19 protein-coding genes are annotated in these 23,373 nt (G+C 62.1%); 5 read left to right on the plus strand and 14 right to left on the minus strand.

Annotation, left to right across the window (positions count from 1 at the left end; translation table 11 throughout):
- Positions 1-73: 73 nt before the first annotated feature.
- The 3 genes from G7047_RS23305 to G7047_RS23315 all read right to left on the minus strand — a co-directional run bounded on the left by G7047_RS23305 (position 74) and on the right by G7047_RS23315 (position 8,366).
- Positions 74-5,923 (minus strand): IPTL-CTERM sorting domain-containing protein, encoded by a 5,850-nt coding sequence (locus tag G7047_RS23305; RefSeq protein WP_166310450.1) that lies wholly within the window; start codon positions 5,921-5,923, stop codon positions 74-76.
- 777 nt (positions 5,924-6,700) lie between these two features.
- Positions 6,701-7,444, minus strand: coding sequence for an aspartate/glutamate racemase family protein (locus G7047_RS23310; protein ID WP_166310452.1), 744 nt, complete (start codon positions 7,442-7,444; stop codon positions 6,701-6,703).
- A 40-nt stretch (positions 7,445-7,484) separates the two neighbouring features.
- On the minus strand, positions 7,485-8,366 hold the full coding sequence (locus G7047_RS23315) for a transporter substrate-binding domain-containing protein (RefSeq protein ID WP_166310454.1): 882 nt from the start codon (positions 8,364-8,366) through the stop codon (positions 7,485-7,487).
- Between the two features lie 276 nt (positions 8,367-8,642).
- Between G7047_RS23315 and G7047_RS23320 the strand changes: the two genes are divergently transcribed.
- Complete coding sequence (locus G7047_RS23320) at positions 8,643-9,878, plus strand: D-amino acid dehydrogenase (RefSeq protein WP_166310456.1); 1,236 nt, start codon at positions 8,643-8,645, stop codon at positions 9,876-9,878.
- Positions 9,879-9,896: 18 nt separating this feature from the next.
- Here G7047_RS23320 and G7047_RS23325 read toward each other — a convergent pair whose 3' ends face one another.
- The 3 genes from G7047_RS23325 to G7047_RS23335 all read right to left on the minus strand — a co-directional run bounded on the left by G7047_RS23325 (position 9,897) and on the right by G7047_RS23335 (position 12,100).
- A complete protein-coding gene (locus G7047_RS23325; RefSeq protein WP_166310458.1) occupies positions 9,897-10,436 on the minus strand; it encodes a hypothetical protein in 540 nt (179 codons plus the stop codon).
- 149 nt (positions 10,437-10,585) lie between these two features.
- Positions 10,586-11,494, minus strand: coding sequence for a LysR substrate-binding domain-containing protein (locus tag G7047_RS23330; protein WP_166310460.1), 909 nt, complete (start codon positions 11,492-11,494; stop codon positions 10,586-10,588).
- Between the two features lie 36 nt (positions 11,495-11,530).
- Positions 11,531-12,100, minus strand: a complete 570-nt coding sequence (locus G7047_RS23335; protein ID WP_166310462.1) for a cob(I)yrinic acid a,c-diamide adenosyltransferase — start codon at positions 12,098-12,100, stop codon at positions 11,531-11,533.
- A 158-nt stretch (positions 12,101-12,258) separates the two neighbouring features.
- Here G7047_RS23335 and G7047_RS23340 point away from each other — a divergent pair, with 158 nt between their 5' ends.
- Complete coding sequence (locus tag G7047_RS23340; protein ID WP_166310464.1) at positions 12,259-12,603, plus strand: hypothetical protein; 345 nt, start codon at positions 12,259-12,261, stop codon at positions 12,601-12,603.
- A gap of 233 nt (positions 12,604-12,836) precedes the next feature.
- Complete coding sequence (locus G7047_RS23345) at positions 12,837-14,261, plus strand: FAD-binding oxidoreductase (protein ID WP_166310466.1); 1,425 nt, start codon at positions 12,837-12,839, stop codon at positions 14,259-14,261.
- A 9-nt stretch (positions 14,262-14,270) separates the two neighbouring features.
- Here G7047_RS23345 and G7047_RS30970 read toward each other — a convergent pair whose 3' ends face one another.
- A complete protein-coding gene (locus G7047_RS30970; RefSeq protein WP_205904665.1) occupies positions 14,271-15,122 on the minus strand; it encodes a DUF6882 domain-containing protein in 852 nt (283 codons plus the stop codon).
- A 188-nt stretch (positions 15,123-15,310) separates the two neighbouring features.
- Between G7047_RS30970 and G7047_RS23355 the strand changes: the two genes are divergently transcribed.
- Positions 15,311-16,537 carry an SGNH/GDSL hydrolase family protein gene (locus tag G7047_RS23355; RefSeq protein WP_166310468.1) on the plus strand — a complete coding sequence of 409 codons (1,227 nt, stop codon included), beginning with the start codon at positions 15,311-15,313 and terminating at the stop codon, positions 16,535-16,537.
- Here G7047_RS23355 and G7047_RS23360 read toward each other — a convergent pair.
- From G7047_RS23360 to G7047_RS23370, 3 genes are all read right to left on the minus strand, one after another.
- Positions 16,509-17,513, minus strand: coding sequence for a tripartite tricarboxylate transporter substrate binding protein (locus G7047_RS23360; protein WP_166310471.1), 1,005 nt, complete (start codon positions 17,511-17,513; stop codon positions 16,509-16,511). The two genes, G7047_RS23355 and G7047_RS23360, sit on opposite strands and share 29 nt — an antisense overlap.
- Before the next feature lie 121 nt (positions 17,514-17,634).
- Positions 17,635-18,924, minus strand: coding sequence for a M20/M25/M40 family metallo-hydrolase (locus G7047_RS23365; protein WP_166310473.1), 1,290 nt, complete (start codon positions 18,922-18,924; stop codon positions 17,635-17,637).
- Positions 18,925-19,162: 238 nt separating this feature from the next.
- Complete coding sequence (locus G7047_RS23370) at positions 19,163-20,431, minus strand: MFS transporter (protein ID WP_166310475.1); 1,269 nt, start codon at positions 20,429-20,431, stop codon at positions 19,163-19,165.
- A 66-nt stretch (positions 20,432-20,497) separates the two neighbouring features.
- Here G7047_RS23370 and G7047_RS23375 point away from each other — a divergent pair, with 66 nt between their 5' ends.
- On the plus strand, positions 20,498-21,403 hold the full coding sequence (locus tag G7047_RS23375) for a helix-turn-helix domain-containing protein (RefSeq protein WP_166310477.1): 906 nt from the start codon (positions 20,498-20,500) through the stop codon (positions 21,401-21,403).
- An 18-nt stretch (positions 21,404-21,421) separates the two neighbouring features.
- Here G7047_RS23375 and G7047_RS23380 read toward each other — a convergent pair whose 3' ends face one another.
- From G7047_RS23380 to G7047_RS23395, 4 genes are all read right to left on the minus strand, one after another.
- Entirely contained in the window at positions 21,422-21,925 is a 504-nt protein-coding gene (locus tag G7047_RS23380) for an SRPBCC family protein (protein ID WP_166310479.1), read from the minus strand.
- Positions 21,926-21,992: 67 nt separating this feature from the next.
- Positions 21,993-22,391, minus strand: coding sequence for a VOC family protein (locus tag G7047_RS23385; protein WP_166310481.1), 399 nt, complete (start codon positions 22,389-22,391; stop codon positions 21,993-21,995).
- A gap of 11 nt (positions 22,392-22,402) precedes the next feature.
- Positions 22,403-22,837: a VOC family protein gene (locus tag G7047_RS23390; RefSeq protein WP_166310483.1), complete on the minus strand. Its 435-nt coding sequence runs from the start codon at positions 22,835-22,837 to the stop codon at positions 22,403-22,405.
- A 66-nt stretch (positions 22,838-22,903) separates the two neighbouring features.
- Positions 22,904-23,257 carry a DUF1428 domain-containing protein gene (locus G7047_RS23395; protein WP_166310485.1) on the minus strand — a complete coding sequence of 118 codons (354 nt, stop codon included), beginning with the start codon at positions 23,255-23,257 and terminating at the stop codon, positions 22,904-22,906.
- Positions 23,258-23,373: the final 116 nt, after the last annotated feature.

Genomic DNA, 23,373 nt, shown 5'->3' on the forward strand with positions numbered 1-23,373 from the left:
GGCCGATGACTCATTGAAGAGTCATCGGCCTTTGCCGTGGGGTCCTATGACGCGCTACAGTGCTGTCCGCAACTTACTTGCGGCGACGCACTCCGCCGTTCTGCCACAGCGCCATCAGGCAGAGCAACGAGGCCAGAGCGATCAGGCTCCATTGCGACAGAGTCGGCACTGGAGTGACACCGGACGACACCGGGCGAAGCTCGCCGAAGTTGTAGTCCGTCGCCACATCACCGCCCTTGAGGGTGACGGACGTGATCACATCGTTGCCGGCAGTACCGCCATGGGAACCGGCGGTGTCCTTGCCGTCAACCCACTTTTCGGGATGGATTTCCACTACGGTGTAGGTGCCGGGAGCCACCACCGGGAACTCCCAGTAGCCGGTGCTGTCGGTCGTGGTCGTGAATACCAGCGAACCGTCGGTGGCAGAGCGCAGCTCGATCGTCACGCCGGAGATGCCTTCCTCGCCCTTGCCGATACTGCCGTCGTCGTTGCGGTCATGATAGACATGGCCGGAGATCGATGCGATCTCGGCAGCAGTCTGCTCACCCACGGTCAGATCGGCCGTGGTGGGAATGGGGTTCACGCCCATTTCCGTTTCGAGTTCACCCGCAGGGATGGTGTTCGGATGAACACCCGCCACGGACGACGTCACGCGCACTGCAATCACGCAGCCGCCCACTGGAATCGAACCACCTGTCAGGTACTTCACCGACGATGCACTCACCGAGACAAAGTTGATGTCGCAGGTCGTGCCCGTGGTGTTGGCCGGAATGACCGCCGACATGTCCACCAACGCGTCCGTCATGTCCTTCTTCAGCGTCTGCACCGTGGTTCCACCGTTGCCCAACTTGATCGTCAGCGTGGACTCCTGTCCCGCAACGATGATGGTGGGCGCGAAGCTCTTGCTCACACTGGGTGGCTGGCCTGGGTTGACGATCAGATCAGCCGTGGTCGGCGGAATGTTGTCGCCCTTGTCGGTCTTCAGGTCACCAGGGTGGATCGTGTTGGTGTACGGACCGCCCGAGACGGTGGACGTCACGTTCACCGTGATCGTGCAGCTACCCTTGGCAGGAATGGTGTTGCCAGCCTGATAGGTCACGGTGTCGCCTCCGGCCTCAGCCACAATCCCTGCGTTCGTGCACGAGCCGCCAATGGTCAGCGGATCGGCAATCTTTACTTCGGTCGGCATGGTGTCCACCATGTCGGCTGTCAGCGTCGCCACGGCCGCATTCGGATTGTCCAGTGTGATGGTCAGCTTCGAGACGCCACCGGGGTTGATGGTGCCGGGCGAGAACGCCTTGAGCACGGTCGGATTGAGCGCGCTCTTGATGATCAGCCCTGCAGTCGCGTCGTTGGGATTGCTGCCCGCTTCCTTGGTGCCAAGATCACCCTTGCGGATGATGTTGGTGTACGAACCTGCCTTGGACGAGGTCACGTCCACGATGATCGTGCAACCACCCGCAGGAATGGCGGAGTCGGTCAGATAGGAAACCGTCAGACTATTCGCATCGGCCACTTTATTGCCGGGGCAAGTGCCACCCAGATGGGGCGTTGCTGCCACTACCACGTCGGTGGGCAAGGCATCCACCAAGTCCTTGCTCAGGGTGAGCGGAACTGTGTTCGGATTGTTCAGCATGATCGTCAGCGTGGAGATACCGTTCACATCGATCTGTTCCGGATTGAATGCCTTGTCCACCGAAGGCGCAGCCGGCTCGTCCACACCCAGCGTCGCGTTAGCGGGCTCGGGGTTGACGCCTGCCGTTGTCTCCAACTGGCCAGCGGCGATGGTGTTCAGGTAGTTGCCGGTCTTGGAGGACGTGACATCCACCGAGATCGTGCAGCCGCCCACAGGGATGGTTGCGCCATTAGCGTAGGTCACCTTGATGTCGTTGGCATTTGCGGTGACAGCGCCCGAACAGGCAGTTGCGCCTGCCAGATTACCGTTGATGTTCGGCGTGGCTGCCACGAACACGTCGCCCGGCAGCGCGTCCACCAGCGACTTGGTCAGCGTGATGGGTGTCTTGTTCTGGTTCTCAAGACGGATGCGCAACGTGCTCACGTTGTCGGGAGCGGTGGACTGGATCTGCACCGGAGTGAAGCTCTTGGTGACTGCGGGCGGATCCAGCACTTCCAGATCGGCTTCCGTAGGGTTGCCGTTGGTCAGGCCCTGATCGCTCGTGATCGCGTTCGGGCCGATGGTGTTCTTGAACGAGCCGGACTTGTTCGCTACGACGAATGCGCGGAACACGCAAGTGCCCGCAGTGACCGGATTGGTCGCGCCATTGGCGGCTGCAACGGTCGCACCTTTCAGTGTGAAACTGGTCGCGCCGGGGTTGGCCGTCACCGTGCCACCCATGCAGGTCGTACTGACATTGGGGTTCTCGGCCACCGCCATATTGGGCGGCAGATTGTCAGTCAGGCTCACGCCTGTCATCGGCACGGTGGCATTGTTCTTCACGGTCACGATCAACTCGACGGGCGCACCCACCTTGACGGGATCGGTCGTGTTGAACATCTTCGTGACTTCAGGGTCCGGCACCACATGCAGAGTGGACTCGCCCGGATCGGGATTGGTCACGCCCTGATCGGTCTTCACACTGTTGGTGGGAATGCTGTTCAGGTAGTCGCCCTTGTCGCCAGCGGTCACATTCACTTCCAGATCGCAAGATGCGCCAGGAGCCAGTGTTGCGCCCGACACGGTGATCTGACCGGCGCCCGCGTCCATCATGATCTTGCCATCCGCGCAAGTGGTCGTGGCATTTGGCGTTGTGGCAAAACCCAGACCGGCCGGAAGCTTGTCGGTGAAGGTCACGCCCTTGAGCACCACCGGATTGATCACCGATGGGTCAAAGGTGCTGACCAGTTTGATCTTCAGGCGTGATACCGCGTTGGCCGCAATGTAGGCAGGCTCGAAGCCCTTGGAGATGCCCAGACCCTGCAGTGTCGTCAGCGTCGCCGAAGTGGGCTGCGCATTGGTGTAGCCACCCTGACTGGTCACGGCCTTGGCCGGGATGGTGTTGGTCAGGTTCAGGAACGAAACCGACGTCACCTTGACGAACACCTGACAGGTGCTGTTGGCCGCCAGCTTGGCCCCCGCGAGGGATACCGAACCATTGCCCGGCGTAGCCGCAACCGTCGCCCCGGAACAGGTGGTGGAAGCATCTGGTGTCGCGTAGATCTGAACGCCCTGTGGGAACGTGTCGGTGAACGCCACGCCTTCGATCGCCACATTCGAGCTGTTCACCACGTCGATCGTCAGTGTGGAAGGCTTGTTGCCCGTCACCACCAGCGGATCGAAGTTCTTGCTCAGTGCGAGACTGACCGATTGGTTGCCCAGCGTCGCGGCGGCCACCTGTGTGTTGTAAGCCCCTTCAGCACTGGTGATCTTGCTGGCGGCGATGGTGTTGGACCAAGGGCCGTTGCCAGAAGCGAGCACGTCGAAGGACAGGATACAACTTGCACCGGCATTCAGCGTCACACCATCCAGACGCACGCCCGTTGTGCCGGGGTTGGCCGTCAGCACCGGTGTGCCGCCGCAAGAGGTGGATGCATTGGCCGGATTGGCCACAACCAGACCGCCCGCCAGACCATCATCATTCACCGACACATTGGTGAGCTGACCATTGGTCGTATTGCTCACCGTGACCGTCGAACGCGTCACCCCCCCAGTGGCCACGCTGCTCGGATAGAAGTTCTTGGTGGCGGTCAAACCGGCAGTGATCGTCAGGTTGGCACTGCGGTTGGCAGGAATGGTCCCTGCGCTAGACGTGAAATCGGCAGGCTTGATGGTGTTCACGTATGCTGTCGTGCTGGCCGTCTTGCCCGTCACCATGGCGGTGATCACGCAAGACGCATCTTTCGAACTGTCAGGGCGTGCAAGCACAGTGGCACCACTCAGAATCATCTTGGTGTCCTGTGGATAGGCCTGCAGCGAGCCACCTGTGCAGGTAGTTGTCGCCTGTGGATCGGCTGCCAGCTCCAGACCAGGGGGCAGATTGTCCGTGAGGCTAGTGATGGTCAGCGCATTGAGGGTGCGGTTGTAGACCGTGATCGTCAACTTGGAGGTCTGGCCCGCAGCAATGGAGTTGGGGCTGAACGCCTTGTTCAGATCGACGGCATCGACCGTTGCCACACTGTTGGCCGAACTCGGATTGGTGTTGGTCGTCGAGCCGCCAATGCCATTACCGACAACAGCAGTGTTGGTGGGCAACTGATTGACATAGGTCGATGTGCCCACCGTGGCGGTGGAAGGCAACTGGGCCTTGAATTTCACCGTACACACACCCGGGGTCGTGTTGGTCGCGGCGGGAATCACGCCACCAGTCCCCTTCAGAACCACAGGATCGTTAGTGGCCCCAGTGCCGGTACTCGCAAAGGTGAAATTGCAGGCGGTCGGATTCACCGTCGCCGAACCGGCCACATAGGTCATGCCGGCAGGCAGGCTGTCCGTGAACACGGCGTTCGTGACAGCGCCGCTGGAATAGTTGCTGATTGCTACAGTGAACTCGGTCCACTGACCTGGAGCCACCTGATTCAGGCTGACCGATTTGGCTACCCGCAGCTGCGAGTAGGCAGTCAGTGTGCCCGATGCGGCGGGACTGCCGATATTTTGGTCGTTTGTCACCGCATTGGCAGGCAGGCTGTTCACATAGCCCGACGCATTCTCTGCGTTGGCCGTGACCGGCACAGTCACCGTGCAGGTGCCACCATTGGCGGGAACTGTCATCCCCGAGACGGTCAACACGTTCGGGCTGGACAAGGTATCCGGCACTGCAGTGCCCGCATTGGATCCGCCGCTGCAACTGATCGCCGGAGCGGGTGTGCTCAGGATCTGAAGATTGGTGGATGGGAAGGTATCCTTGAAGCCAGCATTCGTCAGCGCTTCACCACCGTTGTTCGTGACCGTGATGGACATGGTCGATGTGGCACCCACCGGGATCGTGCCGGGGCTGAAGCCCTTGCTCACACTCACGGGCGCATTGACCGTGAGCGCGCGCTCGAATTGCGGACTTTCCAGACCACGGCCGTTCTTGATCGCCCCTGGTTCGAGTTTGTTGGTGTAAGTCTGCGTGGTATTGGTGCCAGCCAGCTCGGGCACCACCACGTCCACAGTGATCACACAGGTGCCACTCTTGCCGATGGTCCCTCCGGCCAGGGATACGCTTTGGGACCCTGCAACAGCAGTCACCGCCCCATTGGCAAAGTCGGCGCCGGAGCACACTACGCTTGCGTTGGGAACCGTTGCCACGAACATGCCGGAAGGCAATGCATCCGTGAAGCTGTCGAGCGGCATTGTCGCGTCAGCATTCGGATTCGTCAGCGTGATGGTCAGCGCCGTGGCGCGGCCCACATACGAAGGGCTTGGGCTGAACTGCTTGCTGCCCGTGGGAGCGGACAGCGGAGTCACCAGCAAAGAAGCGTTCGCAAAGGTGAGGTTGTGAGCCTCGTTGTCCACGCCATCCTTGAAGACCAGACCGGCCGTCGTATTGGTTGGCGTTGTGCTGGCCGGAATATGCGCGATCTGGTTGCCCGTCTTCAAAGACGTGACCTTGACCGTGATCGTGCAACTGCCGGGCGTGCTGATGTCGGCCGCTGCAGACACCGTGCCCCCAGTGAGGATGACCGAAGTGCCACCGGCAGCAGTCGTCAGCGTACCGCCGCAAGTATTGGAGGTGGTCACCGGGCTCACGATCTGTATCGATGGCAACGGCTGGCCGGGATATTGCTCCGCTGCCATGGTGAGCAGCGAAGTGAGATTCACATTGGTCAGCGCAGAGGTCGTGCTGTCGTTCACGATCTCGATCGTGTAGGTCGCCACATCACCGGGATGGATCGTCGAGGTAGTCGGTGTGACGCCATCCGCAGTGAACTTGTGGTTGACCGAAGCCGACGCCATGGCCAGCCCGGGGAGCAGCAAAACCACGCCAAGGACAGCACGGAGCGATGGCGGCCTTATTGGCACGCCCAGAAACGAACGCAATCGTCGAGATAGGTGCATGGAATTTTCAAACTTCCTGCGGCGACGCCGAAGCAATCCGGCGCGGCGCCGCAAATTGCGGAGAAGCCCAACAAGGGGCGCGCATGCAATTACGAGATTTCGTAACAACTCGTATGCATTTGTATGGATTTTATTGATTCTGCGAATAAATGATTCTTCCTTTCGGAAAATGACATTTATTCATAATTTGAATCAGTTCTGACTCAATAAAGAACAAACTGATCCGAACACTGATTCGCAACCCGATTGACGGGAAACAGCCCATCTGGGCGCGCACAGCAAACAAGGCGTGCGCCATTCACGATGCCAATGTGAGCGGCGCAAGGATTTCCCTGTAGGCGGGAGAGGAGGGTGTCAGGCGACGGGTCGGGGGCGGCGCGTCAGCAGCCGGAGTCAGACAGCAGGAGTCACTTGATTTCTCTCAAAAGGTATCAAGAACTCGCGCTTCCATGCATCAAATTGTACATACAAGATACAAATTGATCTTTCTGCCACAAGCAGAGTGGGATTGAAGAAGCGTTAATCCACAACCGCTTCCAAAGCTTTTGATGTGGCAACCCAAACAGAGAAACGATTTTTGTCTGCAAATGCAGAAAGTATCAGGATTTTCCGAGGACTGCTCGTCAAAACAGCATGGGTTGGATCTTCGAGAAATGTAACTTCTCCAGAGTCAACCCCGTTTCCTGTATCGCTCAACGCGGTTCAGTGCATTTCGTAGGCGCGCCTGGCCAGCTCCTGCGCCAGGATCTTCGACGGATCGATCAGCATCGCGCTCTGGGCGGCCCTTGCCTGCGGAAGCGCCAGTGGGATTTCGGTGCAACCCATGACGACTGGCACCTGTCCATGGCGTGCGAGCAGTGGCACAAGCACCTCGCCAAAGCGACGGGAAGCAAAATCGATGTCACCGCGCTTCACGCCTTCGTAGATGCCTTGCATGAGCAGCGCCACGCCCTCTTCGTCGGGAACCAGCGGCGCGATGCCATAAGCGCGCAGCGTCTGGTCGTAGAGCCCCGTGCGATAGGTTCCCTCTGTCGCCAGCAGGATCGCCTTCTGCGCACCTTGCTGCTGCAGATGGCGCGCAGTTTCCTCGGCGATGTGCAGGATGGAGAGTTGCGGGAACAGCGCCTGCATCTGCCCATGCCAGACATGGGCGGTGTTGCAGGCCACGGCCACGCTGCGCACGCCGAGCGCGGCCAGACGGCCGACACCCTGCAACAGATGCGGTGCGGGGTCCTGCACATCGGCCCGCGACTGCTGGATGGCGATGGTCCGATCCGGGATCGGCATCTGCACCAGCCAGTGCTCGGGGAACGACTGGTCGCGCACCTCTTCACCGTGGCTTTGCAGATAGCTGGTGCAGGCCTCGACGAACAGGCGCACGAAGTCGGCGCCGGCAGCTGGTCCCATGCCGCCCAGGATTCCAACGGATTGCGGCGGGGCCAGCATGGAGAACACTCTTCGGGTTGCGGTGAAAAAAGGGACCGGATCAGTTCGCGGGCTTGTCGCTCAGCTCGACCAGATTCTTTTTCAAGTCGTCGCTCATGCCCATATTCAGCGGCGTGTTGGTCGGAGGAATTGGCTGCATGAACCACTTGTCGTAGAGCTTGGTGAACGCGCCCGACTTCATCATGCCGCCGATCACGCCGTCGACGAGCTTCTTGAACTCGGGATCGTTCTTGCGCACCATGCAGGCATAGGGCTCGACCTGCAGCGCATCGGCCACGACCTCATAGTCGCCGGGATTCTTGGCGTTGGCCATCAGGCCGAACAACAGTACATCGTCCATGCCGAACGCGACCGCGCGGTCCTGCTGCACTTGCAGGAAGCCATCAACATGGTCCTTGGGCATGATGATGTTGAGGTCCAGCCCCTTGTCAGCGCTGTACTTGCGCATCACCTGCAGGTTGGTGGTGCCGGAGGTGATCGCCACGGTCTTGCCCTTGAGGTCCGCGTAGTTCTTCACGCCCGAAGTCTTCTTCACCAGCAGACGGGTGCCGGTGTAGAAGTGGTTGATGGTGAAGTCCACTTCCTTGCCGCGCACCGAGTTGTTGGTAGTGGAGCCGCACTCCAGATCGACCGTGCCGTTGGACAATAGCGGAATGCGGTTCTGCGAGGTCACTGCCTGCCACTTCACCTCGAGATTCGGCTTGCCCACGGCCTTCTTGACCGCGTCGGCAATGGCCTCGGACATTTCCACCGTCATGCCCACGCGCTTGCCGGCATCGAGATAGCTGAAGGGCACCGACGACTCGCGATACGCGAGCGTGATGTAGCCGTTTTCTCGCACCTTGGCCAAGGTGTCCGCATGGGCCGTGACAAGACAGCCCATGCCCAGCGCCGCGCAAAGCAATGTGGAACGAAATTTCATGCCGACTCCCAATATCAAAAGTGTTGAAGTGATCGTCAGTTTATGGACTGACGCGCCGCTTGTGGGATGCAAATTGCACGCCAGTCCATGCCCTGTGTTTATGACCTCAAGGGTTATCACCAAGGCTGTGCGATGCATGCAGCCACTTGGTGCAATCCGCACCTTTTGTGGGCGACAAAGCTACGGGTAAACCACGCCGCCCATAACCTTGGTGCATACCCTATATGCAAATCGCCATGCGACGCGGAAAGGCGGTGGAACTACAGTCATCCCGTCATGAAAACAGAGCAATCCAAGCACATCTGCGTCGTCGGCGCGGGCATCGTCGGCCTCGCGAGCGCCTATGTTCTGCAACAGGCGGGACACCGCATCACCGTGGTGGACCGCGCCGCGCAGCCGGCGGCCGGCGCGAGCGGCGGCAACGGCGCGCAGCTGAGCTATTCGTACGTGCAGCCACTGGCCGATCCGGGCATCTGGAAGATGCTGCCCAAGCTGCTGCTCGAAAAGGATTCGCCGCTCACGTTCCGCCCGCAGATCGATCCACGGCAATGGTCCTGGGGACTGCAGTTTCTGGGGGCATGCAACGCGCAGACATCAGCACGGAGTACGCGCGAGCTTCTCACGTTGGCCGCTGCAAGCCGCAAGGCGTTCGAAGCCATGCAAGAGCGAGAAGCGCTGGAATGCGACTTTCACACCCCCGGCAAGCTGGTGCTCTTTGCCACGCAAGAGGGTCTGGATGGCGCTGCACAACAGGTGCAGCTGCAATCGACAATGGGCGGAGCGCTGCAGCGCATCGTCGATGCCGCTGAAGTGGCACGACTTGAACCGGCGCTGGCGGCCTACGCGCCGCGCATGGTTGGAGCCGTCCACACGCCCAGCGAAAGTGCCGTGGATTGCCGCAAGCTGTGCGAGCAACTCGCGCAGCGCCTGCAGGAGCGCGGCGTGCAGTTCCAGTACGGCACCGAGGTTCAGTCTTTTGACGTACAGGGGGGCCACATCGCCGCGCTGAACAGTTCACGCGGCAGGATCCCCGCCGATCATTTCGTGCTGGCCAGCGGTTGGCAAAGTGCAGAACAGGCACGCCAACTGGGGGCGAGCATTCCCGTCTATCCCCTCAAGGGCTACAGCATCACGCTGGATGCGGCCGCCACCCCGGATGCCGCACCGCAGATCAGCGTGACTGACACCACACGCAAGGTCGTTTTCGCACGCACCGGCGAGCGTCTGCGTGTCGCGGGCATGGTGGAAATCGTGGGACGCGACACGCGCCTGAATCTCGCACGCATCGAAAGCCTCAAACGCTCTACACGCGAAGTGTTTCCGCAGTTGCCCATCGACGGCGATATACGGCCATGGACAGGCATGCGCCCTGCCACCCCGGCGGGTCTACCGATCACCGGGCGACTAAAAGGAGCGCCACGCAACCTGTGGCTGCAGACAGGCCACGGCGCACTGGGCCTGACGCTGGCGTTTGGATCGGCCACGCATCTGGCCAAAATGCTGGAGTCCTGAGAAGAAAAACCCTCTGCGTCACTTCGGGACAAAGCCGAAGTTGACGAATGCGGTATTGGCCGTCACTGGCACCAGAATAAGCCAGACCTCGCCCTGATTGATGTTCCACGTTGCACTCGCAGCCATCCCCATGGATTCGTTGATGAACTTCTTGTCGGCTGGCGCTCCATAGCTGCGTTGAAAAGTCTCTGCGAGCTTGTCGAACGTCTTCATGCTCAATTCATTGCTGTGGTTCATCGACCCGGAAAAATTGACCCGATGAAATCTGTCGTTCAAAAAGAAAAACCGGGCATCAAAATCCTGCCCGCCAGCGGAGATGCGCTTCACCCAAAGCAATGACCGCGCCCCATTTTTGAGTTTGTCGTCGTCGCCGAGCTTGGCTTGCGGCACCGCCTTCAGCACCTCGTCCACCGTCAAGCCACGTGTGAGCGTTGTCCACAGTGGCGGTTGATCAGTGGCCGCTGAAACCAGCTTGCTCGAGCCGCTCGCAGCTGCGCATGGATGCTGCTGGAACTCGACTTTCCCCGCCACTTCACAGCGATAGACCTGCGCCTGCACGGCCAACGGCAGGGCCACGCCCAACATCAAGACAGTGCGCACCACGGCGCGTTGGGTACACAGGCTCTGGACGAAACGAAGCATGGTGGAGATGGATTGGGTGGTTGGTCATTGAATGTAACTCAATGTTCGTCCCATCCCCTCCTCACTCAACCAGTGCTCAACGTCACCTTGAGCGCCCGGCGCATTTCCTGCGTCATCGCCCGTGCGAGCACCGAGCCCGGCCTTTGCGCAAGATGCAGCGCGTTCACGCCGACGGTGATGTGCGGCAGCAGCGGCACGACATGTACCTTGGCAAGATCTGCAGCCGCTGCGGTGCAACCATCGACAATCGCCGCTCCAAGGCCGTATTCCGCCATCGACAGCGCCGCGTGATACGTCTGCACCGTGACCACCGGAGACAGCCCCACGCCATGCTCGCGGCAGGCCTGCTGAATGCGCACGCCGAGCGGATCCTTGCCGTCGAGCGCAACTAGCGGCACATTCGCCAGATCTGCCAGCTCCACCCCCTCGGGCCGCATACGGTTCGACGCCATCAGACCCTTGGGTACGACGCATTGCATGTCGACCTCGGCCAACGTCTCGTGCTCAAGCGCTGCCTGGCGCACCGAGCTGATTACGAAGCCCACATCGGCCTCCTGCAGCAGCAGGCCAGACACCACCTGCGGCGTATGCAGCGCCTGCACATGGACCTGCACCTCTGGATATTTCGCGCGAAAGCCCGCCACCGCGCGCGGCAGCACGTCGCGGCTGAGCGCGAACACCGTCAGCACGGTAAGCCGATCCGCCGCCTGCCCATGGCGCAGATTGGCGGCCAGGCGCTGAACTTCGTCGAGCTGCTCGAACAGTTTTTCGATATGCGGGAACAGCGCCAGCGCCTCGTTGGTGGGCGTGAGCCGTCCGCGCGCTCGCTGGAACAGCGCAAACCCGAGCTGCAGTTCGGCATGCTGCAGCGTGCGGCTGACGGCCGGCTGCGTCACGTTGATGAGGCGCGCGGCCGCGCTCACGCTGCCGGTCTGCATGATCGCGTTGAAGACCTCGATGTGCCGCAGTCGCATGGTTGTCAGTCCCGCGTTTCAGTCGTGCAAGCGATGTCACTCGTCCTGCGCAGCGCGCGCGAGACGTTCGCTTTTCCAGTACACATCGTCGCCACCGTCCACGCGGTTGAGCACACGGGCCAGCACGAACAGCAGATCGGACAGGCGGTTCAGATACTGGCGCGGCGCGGAGCGCATCTTCTCGCTGTCCTGCAGCGCCACGACGGCACGTTCCGCGCGGCGCGCCACGGTGCGGCAGACATGGGCCTGCGACGCGGCGCGCGTGCCTGCGGGCAGGATGAATTCCTGCAGGCGCGGCAGCTGCGCGTTGTAGAGCGCGAGCGCGTTGTCGAGCTGCAGCAGGCCATCGTCCTTGAGCAGCTCGTAACCAGGAATCGACAGCTCACCGCCGAGATTGAAGAGCTGGTGCTGCACATCGCCCAGCAGATCACGCACGTCGGCAGGCAGGTCTTCGCAGAGCAGCAGGCCGATGTGCGAATTGAGTTCGTCCACATCCCCCATGGCGTGCGGGCGGCCGCTGTTCTTCGAGACGCGGGTGTTGTCCCCCAGCCCTGTGGTGCCATCGTCGCCGGTGCGCGTCGCAATCTGTGTCAAACGGTTACCCATGGGATGTTTTCTCCTAGTTGTCTACGCAAGTTCTCCATTGTGCTTTACATCAAGGACCCAAATGAGGAGGCGAGCAACAGCGGGCAAAAGTGCTGGATCGAGCGCGGATGTTGCGGTGCAATAGAGCCCAGTTCAACAACCTTTTGGAGTCCCAGACCATGAATCAGTCGAAGCAACGCCGCATGCCGAACGCCTGGTTTGACGCCCGAAGTGTCATGCTTTTTGCAGCCCTCAGCGTCGGAGGCGCGGCGGTACAGGCTCAGAACGTTTCTGCGCAGACCACGCGCCCCGCACAGTCACGGGTGCAGCCTCAGGAAGTGGTCGGCGGCGGAACGTCCTCGACCAGCGCTACACGGCGCGCCTCCACGCCCTCCTCATCGCTCCAAACCGCGTCTCCCGCCGCGAGCACCAAGTCTTCGCAAGCACTGACAGAGCTCCAGCAGCAGCGCAAGGTGAACCGAGGTTCAGCCGCCAGCAAACAGCGCTCCGGCACCATACGGTGATCCAGCCACCCGCGCAGTGACGCGGGCCACCCCGTCCCCTCCGGCGGCAGAAGACAGGTAGAGTGGTTCGTTCTGTCGTCCGGATAAAAACCCGTTCGCGCTGTACTCCAGGGCTCGAACGGGTTTTTTGTCGTTTCTGACCATTCAACTGCGGATAGGGTTTTGGACCGCTAGCACGGGCGCTCTGAAAACTAAAATGCAAGACTCAGTCTTGTCAGTTTCCGGAGAACCCCATGAACGCCCCCACCGACGCCACCCACCTGCAGCCCACCGTGCAATTGCGCCCCGTGCCGCAGGCTTTTCTGGATGCGCTGGCGGCGCGTTTCGGTGACCGGTTCTCCGCATCGCAAGCGGTGCGCGAGCAGCATGGCCGCGATGAAGGTTCGCTGCAGGCGCCTCCTCCATCGGCCGTCGTGTTTGCCGAGAGCACGCAGGACGTGGCCGATGCGGTCAAGCTTGCCTCGCAATACGAAGTGCCGGTGATTCCCTACGGCGCGGGCTCGTCGCTCGAAGGCCATCTGCTTGCGATCCAGGGCGGCATCAGCATCGACGTGAGCCGCATGAACAAGATTCTGTCCATCGATGCCGATGACCTCACCGTCACCGTGCAGCCGGGCATCACGCGCAAGCAGCTCAACGATGCGATCAAGGACACGGGTCTGTTCTTTCCCATCGATCCGGGCGCGGACGCGAGCATCGGCGGCATGTCGTCGACCCGCGCGAGCGGCACCAACGCCGTGCGCTACGGCACCATGCGCGAGAACGTGCTCGCGCTTGAAGTGGTCACCGCCAGCGGCGAAGTGATCCGCACCGGCACGCGTGCCAAAAAAAGCGCTGCAGGCTACGACCTCACGCGCCTGCTCGTGGGCAGCGAAGGCACGCTGGGCATCTTCACCGAGATCTCGGTGCGCCTGTATCCGCTGCCCGAAGCGGTGAGCGCGGCAATCTGCTCGTTCCCGAGCATCGAGGCAGCCGTGCGCACCGTAATCCAGACCATCCAGCTCGGCGTACCGATCGCGCGCGTGGAACTTATCGATGTGAACTCCGTGCGCATGGTGAACGCGCACAGCAAGCTCACGCTGCGCGAGGAACCGATGCTGCTGATGGAATTCCACGGCTCGCCCGCCGGTGTGAAGGAGCAGGCAGAAACCGTGCAGGAGCTCGCCAGCGAATGGGGTGGACAGTCGTTCGAATGGGCGACCACGCCCGAAGAACGCACACGCCTGTGGACCGCACGCCACAATGCGTACTTCGCGGCCGTGCAGTCACGCCCCGGATGCCGCGCGATCAGCACCGACACCTGCGTGCCGATCAGCCGCCTGGCCGATGCGCTGCTCGACTCGGTGAAAGAAGCCGACGACAGCGGCATCCCCTATTTCCTCGTCGGCCACGTGGGCGACGGCAACTTCCACTTCGGCTATCTGATCGACCCCAACATCCCCGAAGAACGCGTGAAGGCCGAGGCGCTCAACCACCAGCTCGTCGCACGCACGATCGCGCTGGGCGGCACTTGCACCGGCGAGCACGGCATCGGCATCCACAAGATGGGCTTTCTGCTGGAGGAAACGGGCGCGGGCGCGGTGGACATGATGCGCTCCATCAAGCAAGCCCTGGACCCGAAGAACATCCTCAATCCCGGCAAAATCTTCGCAATGTGACCAGGGGCCTCATGCGGCCGCTGCGAGCCGCACAGCGGTGACCGCGAGAAAGGTGTTGAGCCGCCCGGCTGAGTCGGGCGCGCGATAGACGCCCATGGCGCTGAGCAGCTGCACGCCCAGCGCCGCGAGCTCCCACGCCATGCATTCCTCATCGAGCTTGAAGGCCTCGGGCACGATGAACAGGCGGCGGCCCGTGGTGCGCTCCAGCACCTTCAGCGCGGCCGATTTCTCGCGCAGCGCAGGCAATACGGACTCGTTGCTCCACGCCCATTTCCAGGTGCTGGAGTTACGCGCGTAGCTGCCGATGTCGATCACGTCGGCCTCGAACAGCTTGCGGTCGTCCTCATCGAACATCTCTATTTTTTCGTTCGCCTGATCGAAGAACCAGCGCGCAAAACTGCCGAAGCCATGCTCCGAGATCAGCGCGTCCTGCTTGCGACTCAGCTCCGCTACGGCGGAGTCGATGAAGGACTCGAACTCCGCAGCCGACATGCGGGAGAAAGCTTCATCGCTTTCGACTTCTTCGCTCTCGTTCTCATCATCGTTTTCCTGCGGAAACACATCCCGAATCCAGGACTCGCCTGGCGCTGCACGATCAGCGCACCAGCCCGGCGGCAGATCCGCAAGCCCGAAGAGCGAGGCGTCGCGCTCAAGCACGCAGCCCATGCAGACCAGTTTCACATCGGCCTGTTCGGTCGTTGTGCCGCACAGAAACTGCCACTCGCCATCGTGATCGTGGAACACCTCCAGTACCGGCAGCGATCCGTCCATCACATGCCGCGTGGTGAACGTGGCGGTGTTCACCGGCTCGTCAAACGGCCAGTCGGCTTCGTCGAAGGAATGGGTGTGTGCGTTGGACATGGGTTCTCATGTGGCTCTCGGTGGCGGCGAGACAGCGCACATCATGCCGCATGCGCTCTTGACCAGGTGGTATTTTTCATTCGTGCTGCGAGAGCACAAGCGCTGTTCCGCGCGATGCCCTAGTGCCGCGCGCCGTCGATCCCCATCATGCAGGTGCCTGCTTACTTCACGGCAGAAGGCCACCGCTCATGACGCATTTTTCTCTCGATGACACGCACGCCCCCGCATGGACTGCAAGCTGGGCCGCCAGCCCCCAGCCAGTCTGGAACGACGATTTTTTGTTCCCGACCAATCTCCCCAGCCGCCTGCACCTGCAGACGGTGCGCCAGCTCGCGCGCATCAGCCTCGGCGGCAGGCGGCTGCGCATCGTGCTCTCGAACGTGCATGGCAACGCGCCGGTACACATCGGCCGCGCCACGGTGGCGCAGCAATCAGGCACCAACATGCATGCAGTGACCTTCGGCGGTGAATCCGCGGCGACCATGCTGCCCGGCGCATCGCTTGTCAGCGACCCTGTGGATCTCGCTACCGAATCGCTGTCGCGGCTCGCCATCAGCCTCTTTCTGCCCGAACCCACACCCCTCACGACCTTTCATTGGGATGGCCGCCAGACGACCTGGATCGTCAGCGGCGACCAGACAGAAGCCACCACGCTCGACATGGCTGCGCTATCGATGAGCACCACGGCAAGACCGCTGCTCGCGGGCATTCATGTTGAGCGAACGGGCGCATCGGGCAACGTGGCGGTGATCGGCGACTCGATCACCGATGGCGCAACCGCCAGCCTCGATCAGGACACGCGCTGGCCGGATGTTCTGGCGATGCGGCTCGCACCGCATGACGTCGCGGTAATCAATGCAGGCATCTCGGGCGCACGGCTGCTATCGGACGGCATGGGCGTCAACGCGCTCGCGCGACTGGAGCGCGACGTGCTCGCTCAGCCCAGCGTCGAGGCCGCCATCGTGGCGCTCGGCATCAACGACATCGCATGGCCCGGCACCGCGTTTGCGCGCGATGCGTCACCCCCCTCGCTGGCAGCGCTCACGGCGGGATATCGACAACTGATTGCACAGCTGCGCGCTCGTAGTTTGCGTGTGATCGGCAGCACGCTGGCACCGTTCGAAGGCGCCTTACCGGGCACACCGCTGGATGACTATTTTCAGCCCGAGAAAGACGCGCTGCGCCAGCAGCTCAACGACTGGATGCGGCGCAGCGGCGCGTTCGACGCGCTCATTGATTTCGACGCCGTTCTACGCGATCCCACGCATCCATCGCGCCTCGCGCCCACCTTCGACAGCGGTGACCATCTGCACCCGGGCGACGCGGGCCTGCGTGCGATGGCCGATGCCGTGGATCTGCATGCGCTGCTGCCCCGGCTGCGCACTGTCAATCCACCGTCGCGCCCGATGCCTTGACCACAGGCGCCCAGCCCGTCACCTCGTTCTTGATGAACTGGCTGTACTGCTGCGGCGTGTTGTGCTCCGCCACAGCGCCGAGCTTGAGGTAGGCTTCCTTCACCTCGGGCTTGTCGAACGCGGCGTTCACCGCCTTGTTGATCTTCTCGATCACTTCTTTGGGCGTACCCTTGGGCGCGATCAGGCCAAACCATGAGCTCACGTCGAACGGCGTAACACCGCTTTCCTCCATAGTCGGAATATCGGGCGCGGAGGGTGATCGGGTCTTGGTCGTCACCGCGAGCGCGCGCAGCTTTCCGCCCTGCACCTGCGGCCAAGCCGAGGGCATGTTGTCGAACATGAAATGCACCTGCCCGCCGATGAGATCGGTGAGCGCCGGTGCGCTGCCCTTGTAGGGCACATGCTGCGTCTTGAGGCCCGTGCGCACCTTGAACATCTCGCCCGCCATGTGGATCGACGTGCCGCTGCCGGACGACGCATAGGCGGCCTTGTCGCCGTTGGCGCGCGCCCATTCGATGAGCTCCTTCACGTTTTTGGCGGGCACGTTGTTGTTGACCACCAGAATATTGGGCACCTTGGCGCCGAGCACCACCGCATCGAAGTCGCGGTTCAGGTCGAACTTGGCTTTGGGATACAGCGTCTGGTTGATGGCGCTGGTGACCGCCACGCACAACAGCGTGTAGCCATCGGCGGGCGCGGCCATCACCTGCTCGGTGGCGATGTTGCTGCCGCCGCCGGGCTTGTTTTCCACCACAAAGGATTGGCCCAGCGCCTGCGTGAGTTCCTTGGCCAGAATGCGCGCGACCACGTCGGTGGTGCCGCCGGCCGAGAACCCCACGATGATGCGCACCGGCTTGGCTGGATAGTCCGCAGCCGCCTGCGCGGCGGTGCCCAGCCCCATAGTGGCCAAAAGGCCGCCCGCAGCGATGACCGCTGCGGCGCGACGGCGACTCGGCCCCCGATAACTCGAATGCATTGCGTGTCTCCTTGCCTGTGTTGTGAGCCGCCCGTCGCGAGACGAGGCGTGCAGGCCACTATAGGGGGAGACTTCGCGATTTCGATTTCGGGTTTGCCCCTGCGAGTAAAGCCTAGAGGACTTACTTCGCCTTGCCGGACGAGATGTCCTGGATCATGCGCGCAGTCAGATAGAGGCGCGGAACAATGGTGTTGATCTGCACGTATTCGGCACTGTTCGAATGCGCGCCATAGCCCGACAGGCCAAAGCCCTCGATCACGCCGCCCTTGGCCTTGAGCGCCGCGAACGCCGCATCGGTGCCACCGCCGGTGGCCTTGTCCATGACCTTCATCGGCAACTGCAGCTCCTTGTCGTAAATGCCCTGAGCGTGCTTGGCAAAGGCGCGGCCCGCGTCATTGGCCTCGAGCGGCGGACGGCGCACTTCGAACTTGAGATCGACCTTGGAATCGGGCAGCAGCTTGTTCTTGACCTTCTCGTTCATCGCCTGTTCGAGCGCGGTGAAATCGGCCACCTTGAGTGCACGCGCATCGGCCTGGGCCGTCGCTTCGGCGGGCACGACGTTGCGGTTGGAACCCGATTTGGACACGGTCCAATTGAGCTTCAAACTCTCTTCAGGCTTGGACGACAGATCCTTCATCTGCAGCACCTGATGTGACAGCTCGTAGAGCGCGTTCACGCCGTCCTCGGGCTTGGCGCCCGCGTGCGAGGCCTTGCCGGTGACCTTGAGATAGGCCGCGCCGATGCCGCTGGTTGCAAGGCGCAGGCTGCCGTCGGTGCCGCCACCTTCGAACGAGAACACCGCATCCTGCTCCGCGCCCAGGCGCACGATGGTGCTGCGCGCAGCAGGCGAGCTGATTTCCTCATCGCTGTTCATCAGCACGGTGAGCGTGCCGTAGTCGTCGTAGCCCAGCTTCTTAATCAGATCGATCGCATGGATGATCAGCGCCACACCCTGCTTGTCGTCAGCGATGCCGAGGCCGTAGGCCTTGTCGCCATCGACGCGGAACGGTTGCTCCTTGAGCATGCCCTTGAGGTAGACGGTGTCCATGTGCGCGATCATCATGATGCGGCTTGTGCCCTTGCCCTTGAACTCGGCATGCACCATCGGACCGATCTGCTCGGGCGTGTCGTCCAAGCGGTAGACATCGGTGGCGGCCAGAACTTCGACCTTTCCACCGAGCGCGCGCAGCTTGCCCGCCACATACTCAGCGATCTGCTTCGTACCCTCGATGTCCTTGCTACCGGATTCGATGTGCACCAGGTCCTTGAGCGTGTCGAGATAAGGCTGCTGCTGCTTCTGCGCCAGCTCGTGGATGTCGGCCTGCGGTGCGGCCTGCGCGGCGAATGCGGCGACGGCGATGGAGAGCGCAGTGAGTGACTGGCGGGCGAAGAATTTGGAGCGGTGGCTCATGTTCTGTGTCTCCTTGAACACTTGGGTTTGTCGTAGAAGTGGTTATTCACTGTGATGAACGCATCGCACCATAGCAGCAAAAAACGTGCGCAAACCCATGTTCCACAGAGGTGCATGTGTCTGGCGCAGCAAGCCCATGTTCAAACGACAGCACGCATTCAATGCGGATTGGGAGCCGCCTTGAAAGGCAAAGGACCCCGACTTTTCAGCGGAGCCCTTTGCGCCAGGCGATGAAGAATCAAGCGGCGACCGGGCGCACAGCACGAGCGGCGACACCCGCACCCACAAAGCCAGCAGACACCACGCCGAGCACCAACGCCGACGCCGAGCCGAAGAAGATGCCGGAGTTCATGTTGGCGTCGAGCATCGCGCCGAACACGGGAGCGGCGAGGCAGAAGCCGAGGTCCAGCCCCGAATACACCGTGCCGTAAACGCGGCCGGTTGCGCCAGGTGGCGCAGCGCGCTTGATCAGCATGTCGCGCGAAGGACCGGCCACGCCGATGCCCAGGCCCGCGAGCGCCGTGACCACGAGGGCCAGCATGCCGGGCAGCACGCCCAGGCCGACCAAGGCCAGCAACGCGGCCGAGGCGATCAGGCACATCGAGATCACCTTTTCCAGACGCTCCACGCGCGAGACAAGGAAGCCGCCGATCACCATGCCGATAGCGCCGCAGAGCATGTAGCCGGTGACCACCATCGCGGTGACGGACAGCGGTGTACCGTAGATGCGATGCAGCGCGGGGCTGGCGAAGCTCTGGATCGCGGCGAGCGAGCAGGTGCTCCAAAAGAAGAACGAGAAGCACAGCCACACCGAAGGCAGCTTGAGGAAGGCCATCGGGTGCTCAGGCTTGGCGGTGACCGCTGCGGTGCCCTTGGCTGCGCCCTGCGTCCATGAGCCCTTGCGGTCGTCGAGCGCGTCGCGGTTCCAGACCATGATAGCGAGGATCAGCAGCGCCATGCCCGAACCGCAGAGGCAGGCGATGCGCCACGAGCCAGTAGCGGTGGCGATGCCCGCCATGAAGACCGGAGCCGTCGCCCAGCCCAGGTTGCCCGAGATGCCGTGCACCGAGAAGCCGTGGCCCAGGCGTGCCGGAGAGACGCGTTTGTTGAGGATGGTGAAATCGACCGGATGGAACGGTGCATTGCCCAACCCGGCAACGCAGGCGGCGGCGATCAGCGCCGAGTAGCCGCTGGCCGTGCCCGCGAGCACACCGGCGGTCGCAAAACAGGCCAGCGCGAAGAACAGAATGGGGCGTGCGCCCACGCGGTCCACGACGAAGCCCGAGAGCGCCTGGCCGACGCCCGAGATGACGTAGAACATCGACACCAGCAGCGCGAGCTCGGAGTAGCTATAGCCGAATTCCGTGATCAGAAACGGGAACAGCGGCGGCAGCAGCATGTGGAAGAAATGCGAGGAGCCATGCGCGAGGCCAATCAGGCCGATGGTGCGTGCATCCTGTCGGAGCGTAGCCGGGGACGCGGAAGGTGGAGAAGCTGCTGTGGTCATGTGCCGAATGGTAGGGGCAATGGGCCGCGTCCGATATACGATAGTCTGCCAACTTCTATTGCAAACATGCCAAGCGGATCGCCAGTCCCTCAAACGCTCCCGGACGCTGTCGCGAGCAGCGGCGGCAGCCATCGCGCGACGCGCGAGCTCTCGTATGTGGAATCGCTCACGCCAGATCTGTTCATGCCCACGGGCCAACGGCCGGTGCGCGTGAAGTTCCGCCAGCTGCGCGCGGACACGCAGATCAAGCCGCACCATCACCCGTGGGCGCAGGTGGCGATTTCAACCTCCGGCGTGATCCGACTCGGCGTGCCTACCGGCACCTACATCGTGCCGCCGTCGCGCGCGCTGTGGATTCCGCCGGGTGTGGAGCATGCGGTGACGATGGTGGAGGACGCCGATCTGCGCACGCTGTACTTTCATCAACCTGCAGGCCGCTGCGGCCCCGGCGTGGCGCGGCAAGACGAAGATGCCTGGCGGCAGTGCCGCGTGCTGGAGGTTTCCGACCTGCTGCGCGCGCTAGTGCGCGAAATGCCCACCGTGCCGAATGACGGCCCCGCACTCCCCCCTGAGGAGCTGAGCCGCGAGCGGCATCTGAGCGCGCTGATCCTGGACGAGATGCGGCGCGCGAACCCCGTGCGCCTTGGCGTCGATCTGCCACATGACAAGCGGCTTCGCAATCTCTGCGAGGCGGTGATCGCCGATCCCACGCGCCACGAGACGCTGGAGCAGTGGTCGCGCGACACGGGCGCCAGCCCACGCACCGTCGCCCGGCTGTTTCGTGATGAGCTGGGCAGCACGTTCACCCAATGGCGTCAGCAGGTCGTGCTGGCCAAGGCCGTGTCGATGGCCGCCTCGCGCATGCCGGTGGCGAGCATCGCCGCCGAACTGGGCTACAGCCCCAGCGCGTTCAGCGCGATGGTGCGCAAGTCGGTCGGCCAGTCACCGGGGCGCTTCTTCGGATCGCAATAGAGGCCCGCACAGGCCTTGCTACAGCGTGCGCGCCAGTGCTTCGAGCTGGTCTGCGCAGATGCCCCAGCCGGTGTGAAAGCCCATGTCCTCGTGCGTCTTGCGATCCTGCTCGTTCCAGTGGCGGGCGATGGCGGTGTAGCGCGTCTGATCGCCCAATGGATCAAAGCTCACGATGGCGGTCATGAAAGGCTTGTCTGACGGAATCCAGCCCGCGCGGTAGGCATCGGTGAACACCAGTCGCCGGTTGGGAACGACCTCGAGATACACGCCGTCGTTGGGCATGTCTTTGCCTTCAGGGCTGCGCATCACGACGAGGCAACGGCCACCGGGACGCAGATCCACTTCGACGCGCGCCACGCTCCATGGCGCAGGCACGAACCATTGGACGAGCAGCGCGGGCTCGGTCCAGCAGCGGTATAGCTTGTCCGCAGGTGCCTCTAGCAAACGCGTGAGCACGAGATCGTTGATGTGCGAAGGCTGGGCGGACGCATCGCCGCCGTCCGTGGAGGTGGGATCAAACATGGCTGTGTCTCCTGTGGCAGAACCGGACGCCCGCCCGCGCCTTCATCTCACGTCTTCCAACTTCTTCTCAAGTCATCGAGTGCAGGCCAAAGCAGTTGCCTTCAGTATCGAGCATCAGCGCGCAAAAGCCATAGGGGCCTATCGAAAATTTTGGCTTGTGGATCTTCCCGCCGGCAGCCTCCACGCGTGACTGCTCGACCGCGCAGTCATCGCAAGCGAAGTACACCAGCGTGCCAACACCACCGCCGCCGGACGGCACGCCGTCCATCTTGACGAGCATGCCACCCGCGCCCGGGCTGTGCGGGTCACCCGCAAACGAGACCATCTCGAAACCCGAGGCATCGCCCTCAGGGGCCTGCATGGGCGCCAGTGTTTTCTGCAACACGGTCTCGTAGAACTTGCGCGCGCGAGCCATGTCCTGCACGTAGATTTCAAACCAGACGACGGGATTGGAGTTTGCCGACATGATGTGCTCCTTCAAGCTTGCACGAACACGTTGAGCATCCAAGGCGTGCCGAAGCGATCCGTGACCATACCGAAGCCGGGTGACCAAAAGGTCTTGTCGAACGGCATTGCCACCTTGCCACCTTGCGCGAACGCATCGAAGATGCGACGCCCTTCATCCACGGTGTCCACACGGATCGAGATGTACATGCCATGTGGCGCTTGGTAGACCATGCCACCACACGCCTCGGGCATCACGTCAGAGCCCATGAGTTCCTGATCGCCGAACTGCACGAAGGTGTGCATCACGCCGTTCTTCGCGCTTTCGGGCACGGGGGGCATGTCGGGCGATGGAGGCATGTCGCCAAAGCGCATGACGGGGCCCTGTTTGCCGTTGAGAACCTCGGCGTAGAAAGCCATGGCTTGCGCGCAGTTGCCGTTGAAATTCAGGTAAGGAATGAATTGCATGGAAATCTCCTTGGGAAGAGCCACGGATGATTGCGTGGCTTGATTAACGAAATGTGAATCAGAAAATCAGACGACCAGAATCGGCTGGAAGCCGCCGTAGATCAGCCGCTTGCCGTCGAATGGCATGTCCTTGGGCATGGCCGGGTCGTCCATCACCGCCTTCATGCCCTGGTCACGCACCGTCTTGTCAGGCCAGACGACCCACGAGAACACCACGATCTCGTCCTGCTCCAGCTTCACCGCCATGGGCATGGAGGTGAGCTTGCCGTCGGGCACATCGTCGGCCCAGCACTCAACCACCGAGAGCGCTCCGTGCTTCTTGAACAGTTCCGCAGCTGTCGTAGCGACCGCGAGATAGCGTTCCCGGTCCTGCGCCTTCACCGGACACAGAAAGCCGTCAACGTAGTTCTGACGATTCATGACTCTGACTCCTTGAGAGAAAGGGATTTGAATAATCCATCAATGTGGACAACGTTCACTTATTTTGTCAATTAAAATGGACGCTGTCCACATTTGATTTGTTTGGCTTGGTAAGG

The organism is Diaphorobacter sp. HDW4A, from assembly GCF_011305995.1.
Classification (GTDB): Bacteria; Pseudomonadota; Gammaproteobacteria; order Burkholderiales; family Burkholderiaceae_C; genus Diaphorobacter_A.

Excerpts from the sequence above, each read along its gene's own strand:
- G7047_RS23310 (WP_166310452.1), bottom strand. The coding sequence starts at position 7,444 with ATGCTGGCCCCGCCGCAATCCGTTGGAATCCTGGGCGGCATGGGACCA.
- G7047_RS23395 (WP_166310485.1), bottom strand. The coding sequence starts at position 23,257 with ATGAATCGTCAGAACTACGTTGACGGCTTTCTGTGTCCGGTGAAGGCG.
- G7047_RS23345 (WP_166310466.1), top strand. The coding sequence starts at position 12,837 with ATGAACGCCCCCACCGACGCCACCCACCTGCAGCCCACCGTGCAATTG.
- G7047_RS23340 (WP_166310464.1), top strand. The coding sequence starts at position 12,259 with ATGAATCAGTCGAAGCAACGCCGCATGCCGAACGCCTGGTTTGACGCC.
- G7047_RS23360 (WP_166310471.1), bottom strand. The coding sequence starts at position 17,513 with ATGCATTCGAGTTATCGGGGGCCGAGTCGCCGTCGCGCCGCAGCGGTC.
- G7047_RS23370 (WP_166310475.1), bottom strand. The coding sequence starts at position 20,431 with ATGACCACAGCAGCTTCTCCACCTTCCGCGTCCCCGGCTACGCTCCGA.
- G7047_RS23330 (WP_166310460.1), bottom strand. The coding sequence starts at position 11,494 with ATGCGACTGCGGCACATCGAGGTCTTCAACGCGATCATGCAGACCGGC.
- G7047_RS23385 (WP_166310481.1), bottom strand. The coding sequence starts at position 22,391 with ATGTCGGCAAACTCCAATCCCGTCGTCTGGTTTGAAATCTACGTGCAG.
- G7047_RS23315 (WP_166310454.1), bottom strand. The coding sequence starts at position 8,366 with ATGAAATTTCGTTCCACATTGCTTTGCGCGGCGCTGGGCATGGGCTGT.
- G7047_RS23320 (WP_166310456.1), top strand. The coding sequence starts at position 8,643 with ATGAAAACAGAGCAATCCAAGCACATCTGCGTCGTCGGCGCGGGCATC.
- G7047_RS23365 (WP_166310473.1), bottom strand. The coding sequence starts at position 18,924 with ATGAGCCACCGCTCCAAATTCTTCGCCCGCCAGTCACTCACTGCGCTC.
- G7047_RS30970 (WP_205904665.1), bottom strand. The coding sequence starts at position 15,122 with ATGTCCAACGCACACACCCATTCCTTCGACGAAGCCGACTGGCCGTTT.
- G7047_RS23375 (WP_166310477.1), top strand. The coding sequence starts at position 20,498 with ATGCCAAGCGGATCGCCAGTCCCTCAAACGCTCCCGGACGCTGTCGCG.
- G7047_RS23355 (WP_166310468.1), top strand. The coding sequence starts at position 15,311 with ATGACGCATTTTTCTCTCGATGACACGCACGCCCCCGCATGGACTGCA.
- G7047_RS23335 (WP_166310462.1), bottom strand. The coding sequence starts at position 12,100 with ATGGGTAACCGTTTGACACAGATTGCGACGCGCACCGGCGACGATGGC.
- G7047_RS23390 (WP_166310483.1), bottom strand. The coding sequence starts at position 22,837 with ATGCAATTCATTCCTTACCTGAATTTCAACGGCAACTGCGCGCAAGCC.
- G7047_RS23380 (WP_166310479.1), bottom strand. The coding sequence starts at position 21,925 with ATGTTTGATCCCACCTCCACGGACGGCGGCGATGCGTCCGCCCAGCCT.